Here is a 21,319-nt window from a genome sequence, read left to right as displayed (position 1 = left end):
CGGCCCCGGCGGGCTGCGCCGCACGCCTTTCCCGACTGCCGCCTTTCCCCGCCCTTTCGCGGCGGGAAACTCCCGATACCGGCCGCCCGCGCACGCGCGGAAGCTATGCGCAAATCCGCATCGAATGCGCGGCAAACAGCCAAGACCCACGCATATCGGCGACCTATATATCGAGGCGATCGGGGCTCGCCGACGAGCCTGACGGGGGCAGCTTCCGAGAAGCATCATGCCGGCCTCCCCGCCCGATACCGAGAAGCGGTCGAACCGCCCGCCCACCGCACGCGCCCGGCCGCGTGCGCTACCCACCGCTGGTGTCGAACAAGAGGATCGAACATGAAATTCCGTCATTCGCTGTTGTCCGTGTCGATTGCATCCGCGCTTGCCCTCTTCGCGCAGCAGGCCGCCCAGGCCGCCGACGAGACCGTCGTGAAGGTCGGCTTCGCCGCACCGCTCACCGGCGTGAACGCCGGCTACGGCAAGGACCTGCAGAACGGCGTCCAGCTCGCGCTCGACGACGCCGTCGCGCAGAAGGTGCAGATCGCCGGCAAGCCCGCGCACTTCAACCTGGTCGTGCAGGACGACCAGGCCGACCCGCGCATCGGCGTGCAGGCGGCGCAGGCGCTCGTCGACCAGAACGTGTCGGTGGTGATCGGTCATTTCAACTCGGGCACGACGATTCCGGCCTCGGTCGTCTACGACAAGGCCGGCATCCCGGTGATCGATCCGGCCGCAACCAACCCCACGCTCACGTCGCGCGGGCTCGCCAACATGTTCATGGTGATCGCGACCGACGGCCAGAACGCGGGCAACGCGGGCAAGTACGCGGTCGACGTGACGAAGGCGAAGCGCATCGCGATCATCGACGACCGCACCGCGTTCGGCCAGGGCGAGGCCGACGAGTTCGAGAAGGCGGTGAAGGCCGCCGGCGGCACCATCATCGGCCGCGAGTTCACCAGCAACCAGGCGGTCGACTTCCGCGCGCAGATCACGAGCCTGAAGGGCAAGAACCCCGACCTGATCTTCTTCGGCGGCCTCGACTCGCTCGCCGCGAACTTCATCAAGCAGATGCGCCAGCTCGGGCTGAACGCGCAGTTCGTCGGCGGCGGCGGCGTGAAGGACAACGAGTTCATCAAGATCGCCGGCCCGGCCGCGGAAGGCGCGATGGCGTGGGAGTACGGGCGCCCGCTCGACGAGCTGCCGCAGGGCAAGGATTTCGAGCAGCGGTTCAGGAAGCGCTTCGGCGTGGACGTGCTGTCGTACGCGCAGTTCGGCTACGACGCGACCTGGGCCGCGATCAAGGCGATGCAGGCGGCCGGCTCGACCGATCCGAAGGTCTATCGCCCGGCGCTGAAGAAGGTCGACTTCGAGGGCATCACGGGCCGCATCTCCTTTGCGAACGACGGCTCGCTGAAGAGCGGGATGTCGACGCTGTATCAGGTGAAGGGCGGCACCTGGAAGACGATCGTGACGAAGGGAGGTTGAGCGGACGCGCGCGAAAAGCGATGAGGCGGCCGGCGGCGTTCACGCCGGCCGGGCCGGCCGGCCCGCGAAGTACGGCGCCGTTCCGGCAAGCCGGCGGCGCGGCGCGCATCGGATGCCGGCCATGTGCGTCTCGCCGTCGCCCCGCCGCGTGATCGATCGAGAATTGCCCGCCTATGTTATATGACGACTGATGTTATCGCGTCATGTCGCCTGCGTATCGCGCTCCGCCTCGGCCGCCTCGTGCGCCCGGCGCAGCCGTTCGCGGCTGTTGGTCAGGTGCGTGCGCATCGCGGCGCGCGCAGCCTCGGGATCGTGGCGCGCGATCGCCTCGTAGATGTCCTCGTGCTCGTGATTCAGCCGGCCGACGTAACGCTCGAGGTCGTCGCCGGCGAAACGCGCGGAATTCACGCGCGTGCGCGGAATGATCGACGTGCCGAGCTGCGTCATGATGTCGACGAAATAGCGGTTGCCGGTCGACTGCGCGATCTGCAGGTGGAACTGGTAGTCGAGCTGCGCGGTGTCGCGGCCGCCGCCGGCCCCCGCCGCAATCGCGTCGAGCGCGCGGCGCAGTGCGGCGAGATCGGCGTCGTTCGCGCGCTGCGCGGCGAGGCTCGCACATTCGCTTTCGAGGCTGATGCGCAGTTCCAGCACCGCGAGCACGTCGCGCAGCGTCGTGATCGTCGCGGGATCGATGCCGAGCGCCTGGCGGCGCGACGGCTCCAGCACGAAGCTGCCGATGCCGTGCCGCGTCTCGATCAGGCCGCTCGCCTGCATCCGCGAGATCGCCTCGCGCACGACCGTGCGGCTCACGCCCTGCGCCGCCATCACTTCGGTTTCGGTCGGCAGCTTGTCGCCAGGACGCAGCGTGCCGTTTTCGATCTGCGCGGTCAGCGCGTCGACGACATCTTGTGCGAGGCTGCGCGCGCGACGGCGCGGCGCTGCGGGAAGCGTTGGCACGGACATGAGGCCGGTTCCTTTTTGAATGATCTAATGTGAGCCGAGGGTTTACGCGGGGTTTGAGCGAAAGCCGATGTTTCATTATACTGCGTCACAAGTCATCCGACGACTGATGATCGCTGTATTTGTCTCCTGTCGGCCGGTGCGAACGCAGTCCCGCTTGCACCGGTCCCGGGCTTCGCGCACGGCCGGAATACGCGCATCGCGTGTTGCGGTCGGACTGGAAGCCGGCATCGAACGTATCGCCCCGCCATCCGGGGTTGCAGTCGACATGCCGGTGAGCGACCGCGCACGTCGGTTGTCGAATGATCGCACCTCCTGCCGCGCGCGGCAAAGCTTTTGCCGCACGGCGCCGCCCACTCTATCGTCATCGCCGCCATGAACGCCGTCACTGCCCCGCCCTCCCACGACACGCCGCGCATCGTCGACCTGCAAGCGATTCCGGTCGCCGGCCACGACAGCATGCTGCTCAACCTGAGCGGCGCGCACGGCCCGTTCTTCACCCGCAACCTCGTGATCCTGAAGGACAGCGCGGGCCGCACCGGCGTCGGCGAAGTGCCGGGCGGCGAAAGCATCCGCCGCACGCTCGACGATGCGCGTGCGCTCGTGGTCGGCCAACCGGTCGGCAACCATCACGCGGTGCTCAACGACGTGCGCCGCCGCTTCGCGGATCGCGACGCGGGCGGCCGCGGGCTGCAGACCTTCGACCTGCGCACGACGATCCACGCGGTCACCGCGCTGGAAGCCGCGCTGCTCGACCTGCTCGGCCAGCACCTCGGCGTGCCGGTCGCCGCGCTGCTCGGCGAAGGGCAGCAGCGCGAGCGCGTCGAGATGCTCGGCTACCTGTTCTACGTCGGCGATCGTACTAAAACCGCGCTGCCCTATCGCGACGGGCGTGGTGCGACCGACGACTGGACACGCGTGCGCGACGAGCCCGCGCTGACGCCCGAGGCGGTCGTGCGGCTCGCGGAAGCCGCGCATGCGCGCTACGGCTTCAACGACTTCAAGCTGAAAGGCGGCGTGTTCGAAGGCGCGCGCGAGGTCGACGCCGTCACGGCGCTCGCCGAGCGCTTCCCGGACGCGCGCGTGACGCTCGACCCGAACGGCGCGTGGTCGCTCGACGAAGCCGTGCGGCTGTGCCGCGACCTCCATCACGTGCTCGCGTACGCGGAAGACCCGTGCGGCGCGGAGAACGGCTACTCGGGCCGCGAGGTGATGGCCGAGTTCCGCCGCGCGACGGGGCTGCCGACCGCGACCAACATGATCGCGACCGACTGGCGGCAGATGGGGCACGCGGTGCAGCTGCAGGCGGTCGACATCCCGCTCGCGGATCCGCACTTCTGGACGATGCAGGGCTCGGTGCGCGTCGCGCAGATGTGTCGCGACTGGGGCCTCACGTGGGGCTCGCATTCGAACAACCACTTCGACGTGTCGCTCGCGATGTTTACGCATGTCGCGGCTGCCGCGCCGGGCAAGGTCACGGCGATCGACACGCACTGGATCTGGCAGGACGGCGAGCGGCTGACGCGCGAACCGCTGAAGATCGAGAACGGGCTCGTCGAGGTGCCGAAGCGGCCGGGGCTCGGCATCGACATCGACATGGATGCGGTCGCGCACGCGCACGAACTGTACAAGCAGCATGCGCTCGGCGCGCGCGACGACGCGGCGGCGATGCAGTACCTGATTCCGGGCTGGACCTTCGACAACAAGCGCCCCTGCCTCGTGCGGTGAAGGCGGGGCGGGACGGATGGCGCGAGCGCCGGTTGCGCGTGGCCGGCCGCGCCTAGCCGGCCGCGCCAATCCCCCTCGCCATCCCCGACGCCGCGAACACGATGACGATCACGAGCATCGCCTGCCAGTGGCCGATCCTCACATAGGTGCGGGCGCGCCCGATATCGGGCATCCGCTGCTGCCGCGCGGCGGCGCGCCAGCGGATCAGCCCGAGCATCGGCACGACCTCGAGCAGCAGGATCAGCACGAGCGCGGTCATCTTCAGGTGAAAGAGCGGCTCGTGCAGGTAATAGGCGCTGCCCTTCTCGAACCCGCCGAACGCACGCGCGAGGCCGGTGGCGATCAGCACGAGCGCCGACAGCCCCCACACCGCATCGGCCTTGAACACGCCCGGCAGATCGGCGGCCTGCGCCGACGCGATCAGCCGGCGCAACGCGCGGTTGCGCCCCGCGATCGCCGCGAACGCGACGCCGAATGCACTCAGATGGACAGCCGCCAGCAACCAACGGACGATCATCACGCCTCCCTCGACGCCCGCGCACCGTGCGCAGGCCTTGTCAGACGATCTGCTTGAGCGCCGCGTCGAGCGCGAGCACCGCGACGCGGTCGCCCTCGGTCGCGAGCGGCGCGCGCATCACGATCTGCCGGTTGTGGCCGACGGCCGCCGGCGAATCCCACAGCAACTCCACCTTCGGCCGCCGGAACGGACCGCCGCGCGGCGGGAGCACGGCGGCCGACGGTTCGCCGCCCGACTGTTCGCCGCCCGACGGTTCGCCACTCGCCGCGCGCCGGCCGGGCCAGCGCACCGACAGCTCGCGCGCATCGTACTGGCCGACCTTGCGGCTTTCCATCCACACGATCACGGTACGCGTGAGCGTATCGAGCGAGATCGCATAGCGGCCCACTGCGAAGCGGCGCGCCGCGACGTTGGTGCGCCACAGCGGGCGCGGCCGGCAGATCCACACGACGGCCGCATACAGCACTGGCGCGGCGACGAGCCAGCCGTTGGTGGCCGCCACCGCATGCAGCGCGCGCCGCCAGCCGGCCGCCCACGCGAACGCACCGATCGACCAGACGGCGAACAGGAAACCGATCAGCGCCAGCAGGCGCAGCGCCTGGCGCAGCCACTGCGGCAGCGGATGGAACGGCCGCTCGGCGCGCGCGACGGCACCCGGCAGCGCGAGCAGCAGGAAGATCAGCACCAGATAAATGAACGCCCACGGCGACGACATCATCGCCGACAGCGACGCGCGATAGCCCATCTCCGACATCGAGAACAGCCAGCGCGCGAACAGCACGAGACCGATCGCGCGCAACGCGAAGATCACGCCGGCGCCGGGGGCCGGCGCTGCGCGCGTGGTTTTCGTTCTCGCCAAGACTGCTCTCCTCTGGATGATCGTGCGGGGCCGGATTTCACGGCACGGCCATTATAGGGACATTACCGTCTGGACAGACGCCAGGATGGGCTGCCAGGCCGCTTCCGGGGCCGTTCCCGGTATCGGGCGCGGCGAGAATACAACAGATCCGCGCCGCGGATGTGACAACGCCCCGCCGGAAATCCGGACGGGGCGTCGGTGACGGCCGCGCAGCGAGCGGCCGGCGGCCCGGCGGTCAGCCTGCGTTGACTTCGCGCAGCACCGTGCGGCGCTTCTGGCGCAGCAGTTCCTCGTAGCCCTTCACGTAGTTCTGCGCCATCACCTTCGACGAGAAGCGCGCTTCGAACGCGGCACGCACCTTCTCGCGCGGCAGCGTGTCGAGGCGCTTGAGCGCCGCGACGGCCGACAGCTCGTCTTCGACGACGAAGCCCGACACGCCGTTATCGATCACTTCCGGCACCGAGCCGCGCTTGAACGCGATCACCGGCGTGCCGCAGGCCATCGCCTCGATCATCACCAGGCCGAACGGCTCCGGCCAGTCGATCGGGAACAGCAGCGCGTGCGCGTTGCCGAGGAATTCGGTCTTCTCGGCTTCGCTGATTTCACCGATGTACTCGACGTGCGGCAGCGAGAACAGCGGCTTGATCTTCTCTTCGTAGTACGCGCGGTCGGCCTTGTCGAGCTTCGCGGCGATCTTGATCGGCAGGCCGGCCTGCTCGGCGATGCGGATCGCCGTGTCGACGCGCTTTTCCGGCGAGATGCGGCCGAGGAACGCGAGGTAGCTCGGCTTCACGTTCGGGATCGGCGTCAGCAGGTTTTCCGGCAGGCCGTGGTACACGGTCGACAGCCAGTTCGCCTGCGGCAGCGGGATGCGCTGGTTGTCGGAGATCGACACGACCGGCACGTCGCTGAACGCGTTGAAGATCGGCTGCAGTTCCGGCAGATCGAGACGGCCGTGCATCGTCGTCAGATGCGGGACCGGCTGGCGCGAGAACAGCGAGAACGGGTAGTAGTCGATATGGCAATGCAGCACGTCGAACTCTTCCGCGCGGCGGCGCACCTGCTCGAGCAGCAGCATGTGCGGGGCCATCACGTCGCGGATCGTCGGATCGAGGCGCAGCGCCTGCGGCCAGCAGGCTTCGAGCTTCGCGGAGGTTTGCGAATCGCCGCTCGCGAACAGCGTGACGTCGTGCCCCATCTCGACAAGTGCTTCGGTCAGGTAGGACACCACCCGTTCGGTGCCGCCGTACAGCTTCGGGGGTACCGCTTCGTGCAACGGAGCGATTTGGGCGATTCGCATGCGTAACTCCTAAAAAATCGGCTAAAAACCAGGCTTGGGTCGGCAACCTGCCGGCGGTCCGGGCTGGGTGCATTTCGTCCGACCGTCGGACGAATCGGCCTGCCAGGGAGCGTCGAACCCGCGCTGCTCAAAGGAGCGTCGGCGACGCGACAGGCTAAGAACGTTTGAAACGAAGACCCGTTGACAGGGGTTCGTAAATAAACCTGGATGCGAACCCGGAGCCGATTATCTAGGGTTTATCCCAATACGGCCCACGACATTTCAAACTCTTTACTTTGTTACAAAGGTGCAACACTTTGCAACCCGCGGACTCGGGTGTCCGTTCTAGAGTGGGAGACCTTTTGGCGCTCCCGCCGCCCTGCGCAGCTCCCGGCACCGGATGCCGGCCCGCGCGACACAGGACGAGACGCCGGATTTTATCTCAAAATTGATCGCGAGCCGCAGGCCACGGCAAGATTCGCGCAGCGCCAGGCGTGGCCTTGTTTACAATGCCGGATTAACGTCCGGGTCAGGGCCGGCATGCGATCCGGCCGCAACGCTCAATCACCGAATCACCGCACGCATATTTTGGAATCTCTCACCCCCGCCCAGCGCAACGCCCACAACGCGAAGCTGTCGAGCTACGCGCATCGGCCGATCGCGTTCCTGTTCCGCTACATCCGCCTGCATCCCGTCGCGCACCTGGTCGTGCTCGTCAGTGTGCTGGCCGCCGTCGGCTGCGCGCTCGGCTCGCAATATGCGATCAAGCACCTGATCGACGTGCTCGCGACCGGGCGCCATCATCCGGGCCCGCTATGGAGCGCGTTCGCGCTGCTCGTCGGGCTGATCGCCGCCGACAACCTGCTGTGGCGCGTCGGCGGCTGGGTCGCCGCGCATACGTTCGTCGCGGTCACCGGCGACCTGCGGCGCGACCTGTTCCAGTATCTGATCGGCCATTCGCCGACCTACTACTCGGAAAAGCAGCCCGGCACGCTCGCGAGCCGCATCACGGCCACCTCGAACGCCGTCTACACGTCGGAGAACACGATGGCGTGGAACGTGCTGCCGCCGTGCATCGCCGTGATGGGCGCGATCCTGATGATCATCGTCGTCAACCCGCTGATGGCGGCCGGCCTGCTCGGCTGCTCGGCCGTGCTCGCGATCGTGCTGTTCAAGCTCGCCGGGCGCGGTTCCGCGCGCCACCATGCGTTCGCGGCGAAGGCCGCGGCGGTTGACGGCGAGCTCGTCGACGTGATCGGCAACATGGGGCTGGTGCGCGCGTTCGGGATGACGCTGCGCGAGCAGAAGCGCTTCGGCGCGACCGTCAAGGCGGAAATGGATGCGCGCCAGCAAAGCCTGCTCTATCTCGAAAAACTGCGCCTGCTGCACGCGGTGATCACCGCGATGCTGTCCGCGGGCCTGCTCGGCTGGGCGCTGTGGCTGTGGGACCGCGGCCAGGCGACGTCGGGCGACATCGTGCTGGTCAGCTCGCTCGGCTTCACGATCCTGCACGGCACGCGCGACCTCGCGGTCGCGCTCGTCGACGTCACGCAGCACGTCGCGCGGCTGTCCGAAGCCGTGAAGACGCTGCTGGAACCGCACGGGATGCCGGACCGCTCGGACGCGGTGCCGCTGTCGGCCAAGGGCGGACGCGTCGATTTCGAGCGCGTGACGTTCGCATATCCGCACCGCCGCGCGATCCTCGACCACTTCGACCTGCACATCGAGCCGGGCCAGCGCGTCGGGCTGATCGGCAAGTCGGGCGCCGGCAAGTCGACCGTGCTCGCGCTGCTGCAGCGTTTCTACGATACGCAGGACGGCACCGTGAAGGTCGACGGCCAGGACGTGAAGACGATCACGCAGGACAGCCTGCGCCACGCGATCGCGCTGGTGCCGCAGGACATCTCGCTGCTGCACCGGACGATCTACGACAACATCGCGTACGGCCGCCCCGACGCGACCCGCGAGGAAGTGCTGGCCGCCGCGCGCGATGCGCGTTGCGCGGAATTCATCGAGGCGATGCCGGAAGGTTATGACACGATCGTCGGCGATCGCGGCGTCAAGCTGTCGGGCGGCCAGCGCCAGCGCATCGCGATCGCGCGCGCGATCCTGAAGGACGCGCCGATCCTGCTGCTCGACGAAGCGACGTCCGCACTCGACAGCGCATCGGAGGAAGCGATCCAGAGCGCGCTCGACCGCCTGATGGTCGGCCGCACGGTGATCGCGATCGCGCACCGCCTGTCGACGCTGCGCAACTTCGACCGCATCATCGTGATGAACAACGGCAAGGTGATCGACGACGGCAGCCCCGACGTGCTGCGCAGCCGCCCGGGCCTGTATCGCGACCTGCTCGCGAAGCAGCACGGCCGCCATCACGCGGCGGACGGCAACGCGCCGACCGGCGAGCGCGTGGCCTGACGGCCGGCGCCGGCCTGACAAAAAAGCCGCCGTGCATCGCGCACGGCGGCTTTTTTTCATCGCGTCGCGCGCGGCAATCCGCGCGCGCCGTCATACGCGCTGCAGATCGCGCAGGAAGTGGTCGCGCCACACCGACACGTTGTTCTCGCGCAGTTGCGCGATCATGTCCGCATAGCGCGCGCGCCGCTCGGCGAGCGGCATCGTCAGCGCCTGCGACAGCGCGTCGGCCATGCCCTCGATATCGATCGGGTTGACGATCAGCGCGCCCGTCAACTCGCGCGCGGCGCCCGCGAAACGCGACAGCACCAGCACGCCCGGATTGTCCGGATCCTGCGCGGACACGTATTCCTTCGCGACGAGGTTCATCCCGTCGCGCAGCGGCGTCACGAAGCCGACGCGCGCGAGCCGGTACAGCGCCGCAAGCACCTGCCGCTCGTACTGCCGGTGGATATACAGGATCGGCGCCCAGTCGAGCTCCGCATAACGTCCGTTGATGCGCCCCGACTCCGCCTCGAGCTGCAGGCGGATGTCCTGGTACGCGCGCAGGTCCGCACGCGTCGACGGCGCGATCTGCAGGAACGACACGCGATTGCGGAACGACGTCTGGTGTTCGAGCAGCTTCTCGAACGCGCGGAACCGCTCGACCAGCCCTTTCGAATAATCGAGCCGATCGACGCTCATGATCAGTTGCCGCCCGCGCAGCGACGTCGCGAGCGTGCGCACGGCCTTGCCGTTCTCGCCCGCCTGCGCGAGCGACGCGATCTCGTCCGGATACACGCCGATCGGATAGGCGGCCGCGCGCAGCGTCTGGCCGAACGCGCGCACGCGCACCGTGCGCCCGTCGCGCTCGACTTCGCCGCCCGCCTCGAACTCGACGTAGTCGCAGAACGCGCGCAGGTCGGGCTCGGTCTGGAAGCCGAGCAGGTCGAACGCGCACAGCGACTCGACGAGCTCGCGATGCGGCGGCACGTTGACGAGCACCTGCGCGGCCGGAAACGGAATGTGCAGGAAAAAGCCGATGCGGTTCTTCACGCCGGCTGCGCGCAGCGCGCGCGCAAACGGGATCAGGTGGTAGTCGTGCACCCAGATCACATCGTCGTCCTGCAGCAGCGGCACGAGCTGCTGCGCGAGCCACACGTTGACGCGGCGATAACCGTCGAACTCGTGGCGGTCGTACTGGATCAGGTCCGCGCGGTAATGGAACGCGGGCCACAGCGTCGCGTTCGAGAAGCCGCGGTAATACTGGTCGTAGTCGCGACGCGACAGGCCGATGGTCGCGAAGGTCACGGGCCCGTGCTCCTCGACGCGCATCTGCGGCGCGCCGGATGCGACGACTTCGCCGCTCCAGCCGAACCACATGCCGCCGGTCTCCTTCAGCGCGTCGTACACGCCGATCGCGAGGCCGCCCGCCGCCGGTTCGCCTTCCGAGATCGGTGCGACGCGGTTCGAAACGATGATGAGCCGGCTCATGCGCCGGGCTGCCCGGCACCGAGCCAGCGCGCGAGCTGCGCATGCAGCGCGTCGACCGAGTCGAGCCGCATGCGCGCCGAGGTCTCGCCGGCGCCGATCTTGATCGACAGGCCGCCGCGCGCGTTGACGACCGCGAAGCCCTTCTCGTCGGTCAGGTCGTCGCCCGCGAACAGCGGCACGCGGCCCGCGAACGGCGGTTCGTCGAGGAACGCGGCCAGCGCGCGCCCCTTGTCGACGCCCTTCGGCTTGATCTCGAACACCATCTTGCCGGGCTGCAGCACGTACGCGTCCGCGTATTCGGCGACGAGGCGCTCGGCCGCTTCACGCGCCACCGGTTCGCGCTCGGGCGCGTTGCGGTAATGCAGCGCGACGGCCGCGCCCTTGATTTCGAGCAGCATGCCCGCGTGACGGTCGACCACGGCCGCGAGCTCGCGCTCGATGCGCAGCAGCCGCGCATCGTTGAAGCCGATGCGCTGCGTGTCGCCGTTCGCATCGCGGCGCTCGGCGCCGTGCAGGCCGGCGACCGGCAGGTCGGGCATCTTCAGGAACGTGTCGATGCTGTCGATGCCGCGCCCCGACACGATCGCGACCGCGCCGTGCGAGCGGCGGCGCAACTCGTCGAGCAGCGTCGGCAGCGGTGGCGGGACGTGAATGCTGTCGGGGGTCGGCGCCAGCTCGACGAGCGTGCCGTCGAAGTCGAAGAAGAACGCGGTATCGGTCAGAGACAGGGAGGCCGGAACGGATTGCATCGATTCGATAGTGTGAGGACGGCCGGCGAGGCCGCCGCTGCGCATGGAATTGTGCGCATCTTACCGCGCCTCGGCGCGGAGATGGGCGAAACCGGTGCGTCGCAAGCGTCGTGCCACGCGCCGCGTCAACTGCGACATATTGCCCCGCTGGTCCGCACCGTACGGGTTTCGAAAGGACGCCGGCGCGGGAATTGCGCTACAGTCGCAACCGCCGGCCGCGCAGCGCATCGCGCCGCGCCGGCCGACCAGCGTTCCGTCCGGTCGGGCTCGAAGGCTTGAGGGCCCGTTTCCCAATGGAACACCAGGCGAATGCCCGACGGACCTTCCCCTGGAGCGCACTTTTTACTTTGGGGTTGCCACGCTTGCAACCCATATGGAAACAGACCCCGAGATGTCGTCTGCCCTTCCGGCGCCGCACCGGCGCCTGTCCCGCTTGATCCGCGCAGCCGCGGCCCTTGCCGCCGCCGTGACGCTCGCCGCGTGCTCGCATGACGAGCCGCGCTGGCACCTGACCGACGTCACGGGCCACCTGCCCGACCTGTCGTTCACGCTGACCGGCGGCGACGGCCGCCCGGTCGACGCCGCCGCGTTCCGCGGCCATGTCGCGCTCGTCTACTTCGGCTATACGCATTGCCCGGACGTCTGCCCGGAAACGATGGCGCGGCTGATGGAAGTGCTCGCGAAGCTCGGCCCGCAGGCGAAGGACGTGCGCATCCTGTTCGTGTCGGTCGATCCCGCCCGCGACACGCCGCAGGCGATGCAGTCGTACGTCGCCGCGTTCGACGCCGAGCACGCACGCGGCCTGACCGGCACCGACGGCCAGATCGAATCGCTCGCGAAGCGCTACCGCGTCGCATATCAGATGGAAAAGCGCGACGCATCGGGCGGTTACGAAGTCACGCACAGCTCGGCCGTCTATATCTTCGATGCGAACGGTCGCGCGCGCCTGCTCGCGACCGACCGCGACTCGCCCGACGCCATCGCCGACGACGTGCGCCGGATCATCGACCCCGCCTCCACTACCTGAATCCCGACATGAAGACGACCCTCAAGACCTTCGCCCTCGTCGCCGCGCTGTGCGCCGGCGCCCACGCCTACGCAGCCGGCGCGATCACCGCGCAGGGCGCGTGGGTGCGCTGGCTGCCGAACAAGCTGCCGGCCGGCGGCTACGTGACGCTCGTCAACACGAGCGACAAGCCGGTCGATCTGGTCGACGTCGACAGCCCCGACTACGGAATGGCGATGCTGCACCAGACCGTGTCGAACGGCTCCACGCAGAAGATGGAGATGGTCGACAAGCTGACGATCCCCGCGCGCGGCAAGGTCGACATCGCGCCGGGCGGCTATCACTTCATGCTCGAGGAGCCGCAGCACGCGATCAAGCCGGGCGACACCGTGCACCTGCGCCTGAAGTTCTCCGACGGCGAGACGCTCGACACGCCGTTCGCGGTGAAATCGCCGGCGCAGGCAAAGTGATGCGCGCGCGATGAACCTCCTGTACTGGCTCGATCCGTGGGAACCGTCGCCGACCGTGGTCGTCGCGGTGCTGACGGCCGCCGTGCTGTTCGCGCGCGGCGTGAAGAAGGCGAAGGTGTCGCCGCTGCGGCAGTTCTCGTTCTGGCTCGGGCTGACGGCGCTGTACGTCGCGCTGCACACGCGGCTCGACTATTTCTTCGAGCATGAATTCTTCATGCACCGCGCGCAGCACCTGGTGCTGCACCACCTCGGGCCGTTCTTCATTGCGCTCGCGTATCCGGGCGCGGCGATCCGCGCCGGCATCCCGTTTGGCTGGCGGCAGCGCTTCGTGCGCCCCGCACTCGCATGGGCGCCGGTGCGCGCGACGCTCGACGTGCTGTTCCATCCCGTCGTCGCGGTCGTGCTGTTCGTCGGGCTGATCTATTTCTGGCTGCTGTCGCCGATCCACTTCGTCGCGATGCTCGACTGGCGTCTGTATCGCGTGATGAACTGGAGCATGGTGATCGACGGGCTGCTGTTCTGGTGGCTCGTCGTCGATCCGCGCCCGGCGCCGCCCGCGCGGCTGTCGCCGGGGCGCCGGATCCTGATCGTCGTCGCGGCGATTCCGCCGCAGATCGCGCTCGGCGCGCTGATCTTCTTCACGCCGCACGAGCTGTATCCGATCTATTCGATCTGCGGCCGCGCGTTCACGTGGCTGAGCCCGCTGCGCGACCAGCAGATCGGCGGGCTGCTGCTGTGGATTCCGGGCTCGATGATGAGCGTGATCGGCGCGCTGATCGCGCTGCGGCACTGGTTGCGGCTGTCCGCCCGCGGACGGCTGATCGACGAGCGGGCCGCGAGGGCGCGCGCGGACAACCCGGCGGCCGCGCGGCCGGCGCACTGAGCGGCCGGCCGTGCAGCGCGCCGCCGTGCGCGGTCACGCGCGTGCGCTGCGCATCCACACGTGCGGGATGCCGTCCTCGTCGTGCACGTCCGAACTCGGCGCGAAGCCGAATGCGCCGTAGAAACGCTGCAGATGGGCCTGCGCATGCAGGCTCACCGGCACGCCCGGCCACTGCTCGCCGATATGCGCGAGCGCGCGCGACAGCAGCCCGTTGCCGAGCCCCGCGCCGCGAAACGCGGCGGTCGTCAGCACGCGGCCGATCCGCACGTCGGTATTGTGCGCATCGGGCAGCAGCACGCGCAGATAGCCGGCCAGACGCCCCGCCGGATCGTATGCGGCCAGATGCCAGGCGGCCTGGTCCGCATCGTCGATGTCGCGATACACGCAGTTCTGCTCGACGACGAACACGGCGCTGCGCGCCTCGAGAATCGAATAGATTTCACGCGCCGTCAGCGCGTCGAAGGATTTCCAGCGCCACTCGAGATCGGCAGCGGTCGCGGGGGCGGCGGAGGCGGAAGCGTTCATGTGCGGTCCTGATTCGGGCGCGCCGGCCGGCGCGCGGCAATCGACGATTATGCCTCGAAGCGCCCGCGGCGCGCGACGGCCTGCCACGCGCAAAAAAAGCCCCGCATTGCGCGGGGCCCTCGTCATCCAGCCGGTAACCGGTCCGATCGGCCCGATCAGCCCGGCATCCGGCCGAAACTGCCGCTGTTGAAGTCGTCGATCGCGGTGCGGATCTCCGCTTGCGAGTTCATCACGAACGGCCCGTAGCCGACGATCGGTTCGTCGATCGGCTCGCCGCTCAGGATCAGCAGCTTCGCATCACCGTTCGCCTCGATCTCGACGTCGCGGCCGTCGCGGCTCAACTGCACGAACTGCGCTTCGCGCGCGACCGTCTCGCCGTTCACGAGCACCGTGCCGGCCAGCACGACCACCGCGAGCGTGCGCCCTTCCGCGACCGGGAACCGCGCCCGGCCGCCCGCGACGAGCCGCACGTCCCACACGTCGATCGGCGTGTGCGTGCGCGCCGGACCGCGCCGCCCGTCGAGTTCGCCCGCGATGATCCGCGCGCGCCCCGCGCCGTCCGGCAGTTCGACCGTCGGGATATCCGCGTTCAGCAGCGTCTGGTAGCCGGGCTCGCCCATCTTGTCGGCTGCGGGCAGGTTCACCCACAGCTGCACCATTTCGAGCGGGCCGCCGCGCTTCGTGAACGCGTCCGAATGGAATTCCTCGTGGAGAATCCCGCGCGCGGCCGTCATCCACTGCACGTCGCCCGGGCCGATCACGCCGCCCGCGCCGGTCGAGTCGCGGTGCTCGACTTCGCCGTCGTAGACGATCGTCACCGTTTCGAAGCCGCGGTGCGGATGCTGGCCCACGCCGCGCCGCGCGGACGCCGGCTCGAACGTCGCCGGCCCCGCATAGTCGAGCAGCAGGAACGGGCTCAGATGCGCGCCGTGCGACTGGTAGCTGAACATCGAGCGCACCGGAAAACCGTCGCCGACCCAATGGCCGCGCGGCGCACTGTACACACCCTGGATCTTCTTCATTGCCCTTCTCCGTATTGCGGCGAAACCGGTGTTTCGCATCCTGGATAGCAATATAGTGGTGGAACGATCGGTCCGGTAGACTGCGAAAATCACACTCAGCGTTCTATTTGATGAACGATAAAGCACGGGATCTGAACGATCTCTATTACTTCGTGCAGGTCGTCGAGCATGGCGGCTTCGCGCCGGCGGGCCGGGCGCTGAACCTGCCGAAATCGAAGCTGAGCCGCCGCATCGCGCTGCTCGAGGCGCGGCTCGGGATGCGGCTGATCCAGCGCTCGACGCGCCGCTTCACGATCACAGACGTCGGCCAGACCTATTACGCGCATTGCCGCGCGATGCTCGTCGAGGCCGACGCCGCCGACGAGGCCATTGCGCTGATGCACGAGGAGCCGCGCGGCACCGTGCGCGTCAGTTGCCCGATCGTGCTGCTCGATTCGCTGGTCGGCGCGATGATCGCGGCGTTCATGGCCGCGTGCCCGCGCGTCGAAATCCATCTGGAGGCGACCAACCGGCGCGTCGACGTGGTCGGCGAAGGAATCGACGTCGCGATCCGCGTGCGCCCGCCGCCGCTCGAGGACAGCGATCTCGCGTTGCGCGTGCTGGCCGAGCGCGGCCAGTGTCTGGTCGCGAGCCCCGCACTGCTGCGCGAGCGCGGCGTGCCGGCCGTTCCCGCCGATCTCGCCCGCTTGCCGAGCCTCGATCACGGCGCACCGCAGGCCGCGCATGTGTGGAAGCTGCGCGGGCCCGACGGCGCGCACGCGGAGATCCATCACCAGCCGCGCTTCGTGACCGGCGGCATGCTGGCGCTGCGCGCGGCGGCCGTCGCCGGCGTCGGCGTCGTGCAATTGCCGACGATGATGGTGCGCGACGAAGTCGCGCGCGGCGAACTCGCGACCGTGCTGCCGGACTGGGCGCCGCGCCGCGAAATCGTCCATGCGGTGTTCGCGTCGCGGCGCGGCCTGCTGCCCGCGGTGCGTGCGCTGCTGGATTTTCTCGGCGAGCGGTTCGCGGAACTCGAACCGGATTGAGCGGATCGCGCCCGTCTTGTCGACGGCCATGCGATGCCGGCCGGGCGTGCGACATCGCACCGGATCGAAGGAACGCCCGGCGCTGCCGCATGGTTGCCGGTCCCGTCGAGATCATCCTGCACGGCGGCCGCGCGTGCCGTAGACTGCGGGACGCGCACCGCGCACTTTTGCAACCTCCTTCGCCTTTCAGCCATGTTCACGCTGTCCAACGACTCTCACGCCTCCAAGGCCGAACACTATGCGACGCTCGTCGAGCAGGCGCGCGCGCTCGTCGAATCCGAACGCGACCTGATCGCGAACGCCGCGAACTTCTCGGCGCTCGTCTATCACTCGCTCGACCGCCTCAACTGGGCCGGCTTCTATTTCTTCGACGGCACCGAACTCGTGGTCGGCCCGTTCCAGGGCAAGCCCGCCTGCGTACGGATCGCGCTCGGCAAGGGCGTGTGCGGCACGGCCGCGCAGACGCGGGAAACGCAGGTCGTGCGCGACGTGCACGCGTTCCCCGGCCATATCGCCTGCGATGCGGCGTCGGAATCGGAAATCGTCGTGCCGCTCGTCGCGAACGACGGCACGCTGATCGGCGTGTGGGATGTCGACAGCCCGGTCGCCGAGCGTTTCGACGACGAGGACCGCAACGGGATGGAGGCACTGTGCCGCGTGTTCGTCGAACACGCGTGGCAGAAAGCGCGCGGGTAAGGCCCGCAGGCGCCGGTAGCGGCGGCTGGGCCGGAGGCTGCCGCGCCGCATGCGCGGCGACGGCGCTGCCCCGCGCGATGCAGTGCGTCAGGCGATGTGCGCGCCGGGCAGATCGGCGAACGCCTGCGGCTTCACGTCCTCGGTCAGTACCTCATGGCCCTGCTCCGTCACGACGACCATGTGCTCCCATTGCGCGGACAGCGAATGGTCCTTCGTGATGACCGTCCAGCCGTCGCCGAGCACGCGCGTCTCGCGCTTGCCCGCGTTGAGCATCGGCTCGATCGTGAAGATCATCCCCGGCTGCAGCGGCAGGCCCGTGCCCGGGCGGCCGTAGTGCAGCACCTGCGGCTCGTCGTGATAGACGTCGCCGATCCCGTGCCCGCAATACTCGCGCACCACGCTGAACCCCTCGCGATGCGCGACCTGCTGGATCGCGTAGCCGACGTCGCCGAGCGTCGCGCCCGGACGCACCGCGCGAATGCCCGCGTGCATCGCCTCGTAGGTCGCCGCGACCAGGCGCCGCGCCAGTTCGCCCGGCTCGCCGACGAAATACATGCGGCTCGTGTCGCCGAACCAGCCGTCCTTGATCACCGCGATGTCGAGATTCACGATGTCGCCGTCGCGCAGCGGCCGCGACGACGGAATGCCGTGGCAGACCACGTGATTGACCGACGCGCACACCGTCTTCGGATAGCCGTGATAGCCGATGTTCGCCGGGATCGCGCCGAGCACGTCGACGATGTAGTCGCGGCAGAGCGCGTCGAGGTCGTCGGTGGAGACGCCCGGCTTCACATGCTCGGCAATCATCGTCAGCACCTGCGACGCGAGCTTCGCGGCCTCGCGCGACTTGGCGATTTCTTCGCTGCCGCGGATCGGGATATCGCGCTTCGCCATTACGCCACCTGCTCGATACGGTGCGCGACCGGCTCTGCGTGCCCCGCTTCGCCGCCGCGGGCCTCGGCGTCGATCAGCATCTTGCAGATCTCGCCGTAGGACAGCGCAGGATTGAGTTCCGCCAGCATCCCGACGCGCAGCCAGTGCTCGGCCTGCGCATTGATCGAACGGCTCAGCGCCGTGCTCGTCGAGCGCAGCCGCTCGTGCATGTGTTCGGAGATCTTGATGATTCCCATATGACACCAATTAAACGAAATATAGTCGTTGCGTATAATACGCTGCGTGTGCCGGCCCGGCAAGCCGGTTCGCACGCAGGCATCGGCCGCAACATGCGTTGACATCAAATTCCACTTTGCTGGAAAATCAATCCATCATGCAGGAATCCACCGTGTCCGCTGCCGACGACGCCGGCATCAACGAACGCATTGGCCGCCGCGTGCGCGACTTGCGAGCCATCCGAGGCTACACGCTCGACGCGCTGGCCGCGCGCTCCGGCGTCAGCCGTTCGATGATCTCGCTCATCGAACGCGCGTCGGCGAGCCCGACGGCCGTCGTGCTGGACAAGCTCGCGGCCGGGCTCGGCGTGTCGCTGGCCGGGCTGTTCGGCGGCGAGCGCGACGACGCGCCTGCGGAACCGCTGGTGCGCCGCGCGCAACAGGCCGAATGGCGCGACCCGGCGTCCGGCTATGCGCGGCGCAACCTGTCGCCGCCCGGCTGGCCGTCGCCGTTCCAGCTCGTCGAAGTCGATTTCCCGCCCGGCGCGCGCATCGCGTACGACACCGGCGGACGCGAAAGCGCGATGCACCAGCAGGTGTGGGTGCTGCATGGTCGCATCGACGTGACGCTCGGCAGCCAGCGTCACACGCTTCATGAAGGCGACTGCCTGGCGATGCAGCTCGATCAGCCGCTGATTTTCAGCAATCCGTCGCCGCACGCCGCACGGTATCTCGTCGCGATCTGCGACGCACCCGCCGCCGGCGCGCGCCCGCATGCGCAACCCGCTCAAAGCACCAAGGAGCCCGAATGAATTCCCCGACACAGCGCGACGACGTGCGTCTGATCGATTGCACCGAGGCCGAGCACGCGCCGGCCATTCTCGAGATCCTGAACGACGCGATCGTCAATTCGACTGCGCTGTACGACTACCGGCCGCGGCCGCCGGAGGCGATGGTCGCGTGGTTTGCGGCCAAGCGCGCGGGCGGGTTTCCGGTCGTCGGCGCGGTGGACGCGGCGGGCACGCTGCTCGGCTTCGCGAGCTGGGGGACGTTCCGCGCGTTTCCGGCGTTCAAGTACACGGTCGAACACAGCGTCTACGTGCATCGCGACCAGCGCGGACGCGGACTCGGCGAATGCCTGCTGCGCGAGCTGATCCGGCGCGCGCGGGCGGCCGACGTGCACCTGCTGGTCGGCTGCATCGATGCGACCAATGCCGGCAGCATCGCGCTGCACACGCGGCTCGGCTTCGTCCACTCGGGCACGATCGCGGAAGCGGGATTCAAGTTCGGGCGCTGGCTCGACGCGGCGTTCTACCAGCTCAAGCTGGAGACGCCGGTGCAGCCGGTGGATGGCTGATCGCCCTTCTCGTTGCGCACACAACGAGAAGGACTGTGCCGCGTCAACGGGCGAAGCAACTCATCGGACTCGCACGACTGCTTGAACGAACGACTGGCCGTTCGGCGTGAGGCAGGGACGCCGGCGTCCACTGCCCATTTCTTGCAGTGCCACTAATTGGTGCTCGAGCAGCGCATTGAGATCCTCGCGATCGAGATCGATCTGGTCCGGTGCGGACTGAACGAGCATGAGCGTTGCAAATTCGTGGGCGCTGAGCATGGTTGTTCCGTATATAGTCTGATTTAAGGCGGCGGAAGACAATAGATTCCCGTCCGGTCGAAACCGGCGATTTCTCAATTGATCCCACCCTGCAATTAACCGAACAACAAATCCAGGCCGCCCATATTAACAACTCTCAGTTTTTTAAACACGCGAAATTCCCTCATGGATTACACGAAGAAGATTTAATCCTTATGGTAATACCATATTAGCAACGCCTCGCAATCGACACGAAAGACGGGCCGATAGCCCGCGAGCGAGGGCACACCGGGGGACACGCCTTGTGTCGGCGGTATGACGGAGAGTTCGGGCGGTCAATTCATCGCAAATCAGCCGAAATCGTTTTCAAGTCGCGACTGTCTATTCGGCAATCCCCCGCACTAGTCAAGCGGAGGATTTCATATTCATTGACGAAAATTTCCACATCGACAATAACTCGAATTTATCGGCAATTATTCCCTTCCCAAAATCGCCAGCCGCAACAATTGCTCGGCACCGATAAAATCGAACGCTCCTATTTCGACGACCGCCGGGATGAACTTCAGAAAATTGCTCCCATCCGGCCGCAGCCCCCTCCCCTCAAACCCGGCCCTCGCCAAACATCCGGCAGCGGGGCCGGTCGCCGTCGGATCCGGTGATCCTCCCGTCCCTGCGGAACGACGGCGACGAAAGCACCTCGTCAATTTCTTTTTTGGAGATAATCCACCATCAATCATTCAAATTACATCGCCTGAGGATAAGGTGGAGATCGATCACGCGCGGCACGGGGATGATGAAGTCTGGACTGTTCTGCTTCCCGAACATGTGCCGTACACCTACGCGCGCCTCAAACGGGTATTTCCGTCCACCGATACCCGGCACCGGGTCGTGACCGTCGACACGAAGAAGCTGCTGGCGTGCGCCGACCGCGACACGACGGACTACGTGCTGCCGTCAGTTCAGTATTGGGCTCAGGGGAAGGCGCATGGCATTCGGGGATTTCTCGACCCGCGGCAGGAGCGGATTCCCGACATGCCTTACGTTACCTTCCGCATGGCAAGGCCACCGACCCTGTTCGGGATGCTCGGCCTGTCGAAGGTGGGTGTCGTTTCGTTTCGGAACGGGCAGCATCGTGCACGCTATCTGGCGTTTGCAGGCGCGACAAGCCTGCCGGTGGAAGTCCATGAAACAGAAGCCGATTTGCTGGAACGCTACTGCGGCGAGCGATTGGATAACGTAACGCCCAAGTTGCTTTGAGTCCTCAGGCAATCTCGTCCGCCGGATAGCGCTGCAGCATCGCGCGAGCGGCCTCGATGTTCGTCGTGCGTGGCCACGCACGTAGTCGGCTCGAAGCGACTTTGCACCACTCCAGGCGACTTTCCTGCACAGAAAAAAACCGAACCGGAAAAAGAAAAAGCCCTGATTTCTCAGGGCTTTTTCTCTTCCTATGCCCCGTCCTGAAATAGGTTGACACTTTTTCGCCTAACCGAAGAGGTGCCAAGTGGAGCAAGGGATCAAGCGGAC

General features: G+C 67.6%; 22 protein-coding genes and 1 pseudogene. 11 read left to right on the top strand and 12 right to left on the bottom strand.

The window, feature by feature from the left end; genetic code table 11:
* The first annotated feature begins 333 nt into the window (after positions 1–333).
* Positions 334–1,482, top strand: a complete 1,149-nt coding sequence (locus BST28156_RS18570; protein ID WP_060241551.1) for a branched-chain amino acid ABC transporter substrate-binding protein — start codon at positions 334–336, stop codon at positions 1,480–1,482.
* A gap of 201 nt (positions 1,483–1,683) precedes the next feature.
* On the opposite strand, the gene BST28156_RS18565 is transcribed toward BST28156_RS18570, so the two are convergent.
* The gene (locus tag BST28156_RS18565) at positions 1,684–2,445 is read right to left on the bottom strand and encodes a FadR/GntR family transcriptional regulator (RefSeq protein WP_009689415.1); all 762 of its coding nucleotides are present in this window, start codon (positions 2,443–2,445) and stop codon (positions 1,684–1,686) included.
* 372 nt (positions 2,446–2,817) lie between these two features.
* On the opposite strand from BST28156_RS18565, the gene gudD reads away from it, so the two are divergent.
* Positions 2,818–4,170 carry a glucarate dehydratase gene (gene gudD / locus BST28156_RS18560; protein ID WP_060241549.1) on the top strand — a complete coding sequence of 451 codons (1,353 nt, stop codon included), beginning with the start codon at positions 2,818–2,820 and terminating at the stop codon, positions 4,168–4,170.
* A 52-nt stretch (positions 4,171–4,222) separates the two neighbouring features.
* On the opposite strand, the gene BST28156_RS18555 is transcribed toward gudD, so the two are convergent.
* The 3 genes from BST28156_RS18555 to BST28156_RS18545 form a co-directional block, all read right to left on the bottom strand.
* On the bottom strand, positions 4,223–4,687 hold the full coding sequence (locus tag BST28156_RS18555; protein WP_040126975.1) for a DUF2214 family protein: 465 nt from the start codon (positions 4,685–4,687) through the stop codon (positions 4,223–4,225).
* A gap of 40 nt (positions 4,688–4,727) precedes the next feature.
* On the bottom strand, positions 4,728–5,546 hold the full coding sequence (locus tag BST28156_RS18550; RefSeq protein ID WP_174903020.1) for a hypothetical protein: 819 nt from the start codon (positions 5,544–5,546) through the stop codon (positions 4,728–4,730).
* A 235-nt stretch (positions 5,547–5,781) separates the two neighbouring features.
* Positions 5,782–6,846: a glycosyltransferase family 4 protein gene (locus BST28156_RS18545; RefSeq protein ID WP_009693853.1), complete on the bottom strand. Its 1,065-nt coding sequence runs from the start codon at positions 6,844–6,846 to the stop codon at positions 5,782–5,784.
* A 567-nt stretch (positions 6,847–7,413) separates the two neighbouring features.
* Between BST28156_RS18545 and BST28156_RS18540 the strand changes: the two genes are divergently transcribed.
* On the top strand, positions 7,414–9,243 hold the full coding sequence (locus BST28156_RS18540; RefSeq protein WP_060241542.1) for an ABC transporter ATP-binding protein: 1,830 nt from the start codon (positions 7,414–7,416) through the stop codon (positions 9,241–9,243).
* Positions 9,244–9,333: 90 nt separating this feature from the next.
* Here BST28156_RS18540 and otsA read toward each other — a convergent pair whose 3' ends face one another.
* Complete coding sequence (gene otsA, locus BST28156_RS18535; RefSeq protein WP_060254971.1) at positions 9,334–10,713, bottom strand: alpha,alpha-trehalose-phosphate synthase (UDP-forming); 1,380 nt, start codon at positions 10,711–10,713, stop codon at positions 9,334–9,336.
* A complete protein-coding gene (otsB, locus tag BST28156_RS18530) occupies positions 10,710–11,462 on the bottom strand; it encodes a trehalose-phosphatase (protein WP_060242175.1) in 753 nt (250 codons plus the stop codon). Before otsB ends, otsA begins: the two co-directional genes overlap by 4 nt.
* 391 nt (positions 11,463–11,853) lie before the next feature.
* Here otsB and BST28156_RS18525 point away from each other — a divergent pair, with 391 nt between their 5' ends.
* From BST28156_RS18525 to BST28156_RS18515, 3 genes are read left to right on the top strand one after another with little or no spacing between them, the layout of a single operon-like run.
* Positions 11,854–12,489 (top strand): SCO family protein, encoded by a 636-nt coding sequence (locus tag BST28156_RS18525; RefSeq protein WP_174903019.1) that lies wholly within the window; start codon positions 11,854–11,856, stop codon positions 12,487–12,489.
* An 8-nt stretch (positions 12,490–12,497) separates the two neighbouring features.
* Positions 12,498–12,938 (top strand): copper chaperone PCu(A)C, encoded by a 441-nt coding sequence (locus BST28156_RS18520; RefSeq protein ID WP_060241540.1) that lies wholly within the window; start codon positions 12,498–12,500, stop codon positions 12,936–12,938.
* Positions 12,939–12,948: 10 nt separating this feature from the next.
* The gene (locus BST28156_RS18515; RefSeq protein WP_174903018.1) at positions 12,949–13,821 is read left to right on the top strand and encodes a cytochrome c oxidase assembly protein; all 873 of its coding nucleotides are present in this window, start codon (positions 12,949–12,951) and stop codon (positions 13,819–13,821) included.
* 33 nt (positions 13,822–13,854) lie between these two features.
* On the opposite strand, the gene BST28156_RS18510 is transcribed toward BST28156_RS18515, so the two are convergent.
* Entirely contained in the window at positions 13,855–14,346 is a 492-nt protein-coding gene (locus BST28156_RS18510) for a GNAT family N-acetyltransferase (protein ID WP_060241536.1), read from the bottom strand.
* A gap of 155 nt (positions 14,347–14,501) precedes the next feature.
* Positions 14,502–15,368: a pirin family protein gene (locus BST28156_RS18505; RefSeq protein ID WP_174903017.1), complete on the bottom strand. Its 867-nt coding sequence runs from the start codon at positions 15,366–15,368 to the stop codon at positions 14,502–14,504.
* A 110-nt stretch (positions 15,369–15,478) separates the two neighbouring features.
* On the opposite strand from BST28156_RS18505, the gene BST28156_RS18500 reads away from it, so the two are divergent.
* Together BST28156_RS18500 and BST28156_RS18495 are read left to right on the top strand one after the other, a co-directional pair.
* Positions 15,479–16,396 carry a LysR family transcriptional regulator gene (locus tag BST28156_RS18500; protein ID WP_174903016.1) on the top strand — a complete coding sequence of 306 codons (918 nt, stop codon included), beginning with the start codon at positions 15,479–15,481 and terminating at the stop codon, positions 16,394–16,396.
* 192 nt (positions 16,397–16,588) lie between these two features.
* Positions 16,589–17,092, top strand: a complete 504-nt coding sequence (locus tag BST28156_RS18495) for a GAF domain-containing protein (RefSeq protein ID WP_060241530.1) — start codon at positions 16,589–16,591, stop codon at positions 17,090–17,092.
* Between the two features lie 87 nt (positions 17,093–17,179).
* Here BST28156_RS18495 and map read toward each other — a convergent pair whose 3' ends face one another.
* Together map and BST28156_RS18485 are read right to left on the bottom strand one after the other, a co-directional pair.
* On the bottom strand, positions 17,180–17,986 hold the full coding sequence (map, locus tag BST28156_RS18490) for a type I methionyl aminopeptidase (RefSeq protein ID WP_174903015.1): 807 nt from the start codon (positions 17,984–17,986) through the stop codon (positions 17,180–17,182).
* Positions 17,986–18,222: a ParD-like family protein gene (locus tag BST28156_RS18485; RefSeq protein ID WP_060241526.1), complete on the bottom strand. Its 237-nt coding sequence runs from the start codon at positions 18,220–18,222 to the stop codon at positions 17,986–17,988. Before BST28156_RS18485 ends, map begins: the two co-directional genes overlap by 1 nt.
* A 137-nt stretch (positions 18,223–18,359) precedes the next feature.
* On the opposite strand from BST28156_RS18485, the gene BST28156_RS18480 reads away from it, so the two are divergent.
* Both BST28156_RS18480 and BST28156_RS18475 read left to right on the top strand, forming a co-directional pair.
* Positions 18,360–19,013 carry a helix-turn-helix domain-containing protein gene (locus BST28156_RS18480; RefSeq protein WP_174903014.1) on the top strand — a complete coding sequence of 218 codons (654 nt, stop codon included), beginning with the start codon at positions 18,360–18,362 and terminating at the stop codon, positions 19,011–19,013.
* Complete coding sequence (locus BST28156_RS18475) at positions 19,010–19,558, top strand: GNAT family N-acetyltransferase (protein ID WP_060241520.1); 549 nt, start codon at positions 19,010–19,012, stop codon at positions 19,556–19,558. The genes BST28156_RS18480 and BST28156_RS18475 overlap by 4 nt, the downstream gene beginning before the upstream one ends.
* 60 nt (positions 19,559–19,618) lie before the next feature.
* On the opposite strand, the gene BST28156_RS18470 is transcribed toward BST28156_RS18475, so the two are convergent.
* Positions 19,619–19,816, bottom strand: a complete 198-nt coding sequence (locus tag BST28156_RS18470; RefSeq protein ID WP_174903013.1) for a hypothetical protein — start codon at positions 19,814–19,816, stop codon at positions 19,619–19,621.
* A gap of 741 nt (positions 19,817–20,557) precedes the next feature.
* On the opposite strand from BST28156_RS18470, the gene BST28156_RS18465 reads away from it, so the two are divergent.
* Entirely contained in the window at positions 20,558–21,052 is a 495-nt protein-coding gene (locus tag BST28156_RS18465) for a plasmid fertility inhibition factor family protein (protein WP_174903050.1), read from the top strand.
* A gap of 4 nt (positions 21,053–21,056) precedes the next feature.
* On the opposite strand, the pseudogene BST28156_RS18460 reads toward BST28156_RS18465, so the two are convergent.
* A pseudogene (locus BST28156_RS18460) lies at positions 21,057–21,319 on the bottom strand (hypothetical protein); the annotation flags it as partial.

This window comes from Burkholderia pseudomultivorans (genome assembly GCF_902499075.1).
GTDB classification, from domain to species: domain Bacteria; phylum Pseudomonadota; class Gammaproteobacteria; order Burkholderiales; family Burkholderiaceae; genus Burkholderia; species Burkholderia pseudomultivorans.
Note: the sequence above shows the minus strand (reverse complement) of the source record. Positions and strands in the feature narration are given on the sequence as shown.

Excerpts from the sequence above, each read along its gene's own strand:
- BST28156_RS18570 (WP_060241551.1), top strand. The coding sequence starts at position 334 with ATGAAATTCCGTCATTCGCTGTTGTCCGTGTCGATTGCATCCGCGCTT.
- BST28156_RS18565 (WP_009689415.1), bottom strand. The coding sequence starts at position 2,445 with ATGTCCGTGCCAACGCTTCCCGCAGCGCCGCGCCGTCGCGCGCGCAGC.
- gudD (WP_060241549.1), top strand. The coding sequence starts at position 2,818 with ATGAACGCCGTCACTGCCCCGCCCTCCCACGACACGCCGCGCATCGTC.
- BST28156_RS18555 (WP_040126975.1), bottom strand. The coding sequence starts at position 4,687 with ATGATCGTCCGTTGGTTGCTGGCGGCTGTCCATCTGAGTGCATTCGGC.
- BST28156_RS18545 (WP_009693853.1), bottom strand. The coding sequence starts at position 6,846 with ATGCGAATCGCCCAAATCGCTCCGTTGCACGAAGCGGTACCCCCGAAG.
- otsA (WP_060254971.1), bottom strand. The coding sequence starts at position 10,713 with ATGAGCCGGCTCATCATCGTTTCGAACCGCGTCGCACCGATCTCGGAA.
- otsB (WP_060242175.1), bottom strand. The coding sequence starts at position 11,462 with ATGCAATCCGTTCCGGCCTCCCTGTCTCTGACCGATACCGCGTTCTTC.
- BST28156_RS18525 (WP_174903019.1), top strand. The coding sequence starts at position 11,854 with ATGTCGTCTGCCCTTCCGGCGCCGCACCGGCGCCTGTCCCGCTTGATC.
- BST28156_RS18520 (WP_060241540.1), top strand. The coding sequence starts at position 12,498 with ATGAAGACGACCCTCAAGACCTTCGCCCTCGTCGCCGCGCTGTGCGCC.
- BST28156_RS18515 (WP_174903018.1), top strand. The coding sequence starts at position 12,949 with ATGAACCTCCTGTACTGGCTCGATCCGTGGGAACCGTCGCCGACCGTG.
- BST28156_RS18510 (WP_060241536.1), bottom strand. The coding sequence starts at position 14,346 with ATGAACGCTTCCGCCTCCGCCGCCCCCGCGACCGCTGCCGATCTCGAG.
- BST28156_RS18505 (WP_174903017.1), bottom strand. The coding sequence starts at position 15,368 with ATGAAGAAGATCCAGGGTGTGTACAGTGCGCCGCGCGGCCATTGGGTC.
- BST28156_RS18500 (WP_174903016.1), top strand. The coding sequence starts at position 15,479 with ATGAACGATAAAGCACGGGATCTGAACGATCTCTATTACTTCGTGCAG.
- BST28156_RS18495 (WP_060241530.1), top strand. The coding sequence starts at position 16,589 with ATGTTCACGCTGTCCAACGACTCTCACGCCTCCAAGGCCGAACACTAT.
- map (WP_174903015.1), bottom strand. The coding sequence starts at position 17,986 with ATGGCGAAGCGCGATATCCCGATCCGCGGCAGCGAAGAAATCGCCAAG.
- BST28156_RS18485 (WP_060241526.1), bottom strand. The coding sequence starts at position 18,222 with ATGGGAATCATCAAGATCTCCGAACACATGCACGAGCGGCTGCGCTCG.
- BST28156_RS18480 (WP_174903014.1), top strand. The coding sequence starts at position 18,360 with ATGCAGGAATCCACCGTGTCCGCTGCCGACGACGCCGGCATCAACGAA.
- BST28156_RS18475 (WP_060241520.1), top strand. The coding sequence starts at position 19,010 with ATGAATTCCCCGACACAGCGCGACGACGTGCGTCTGATCGATTGCACC.
- BST28156_RS18470 (WP_174903013.1), bottom strand. The coding sequence starts at position 19,816 with ATGCTCAGCGCCCACGAATTTGCAACGCTCATGCTCGTTCAGTCCGCA.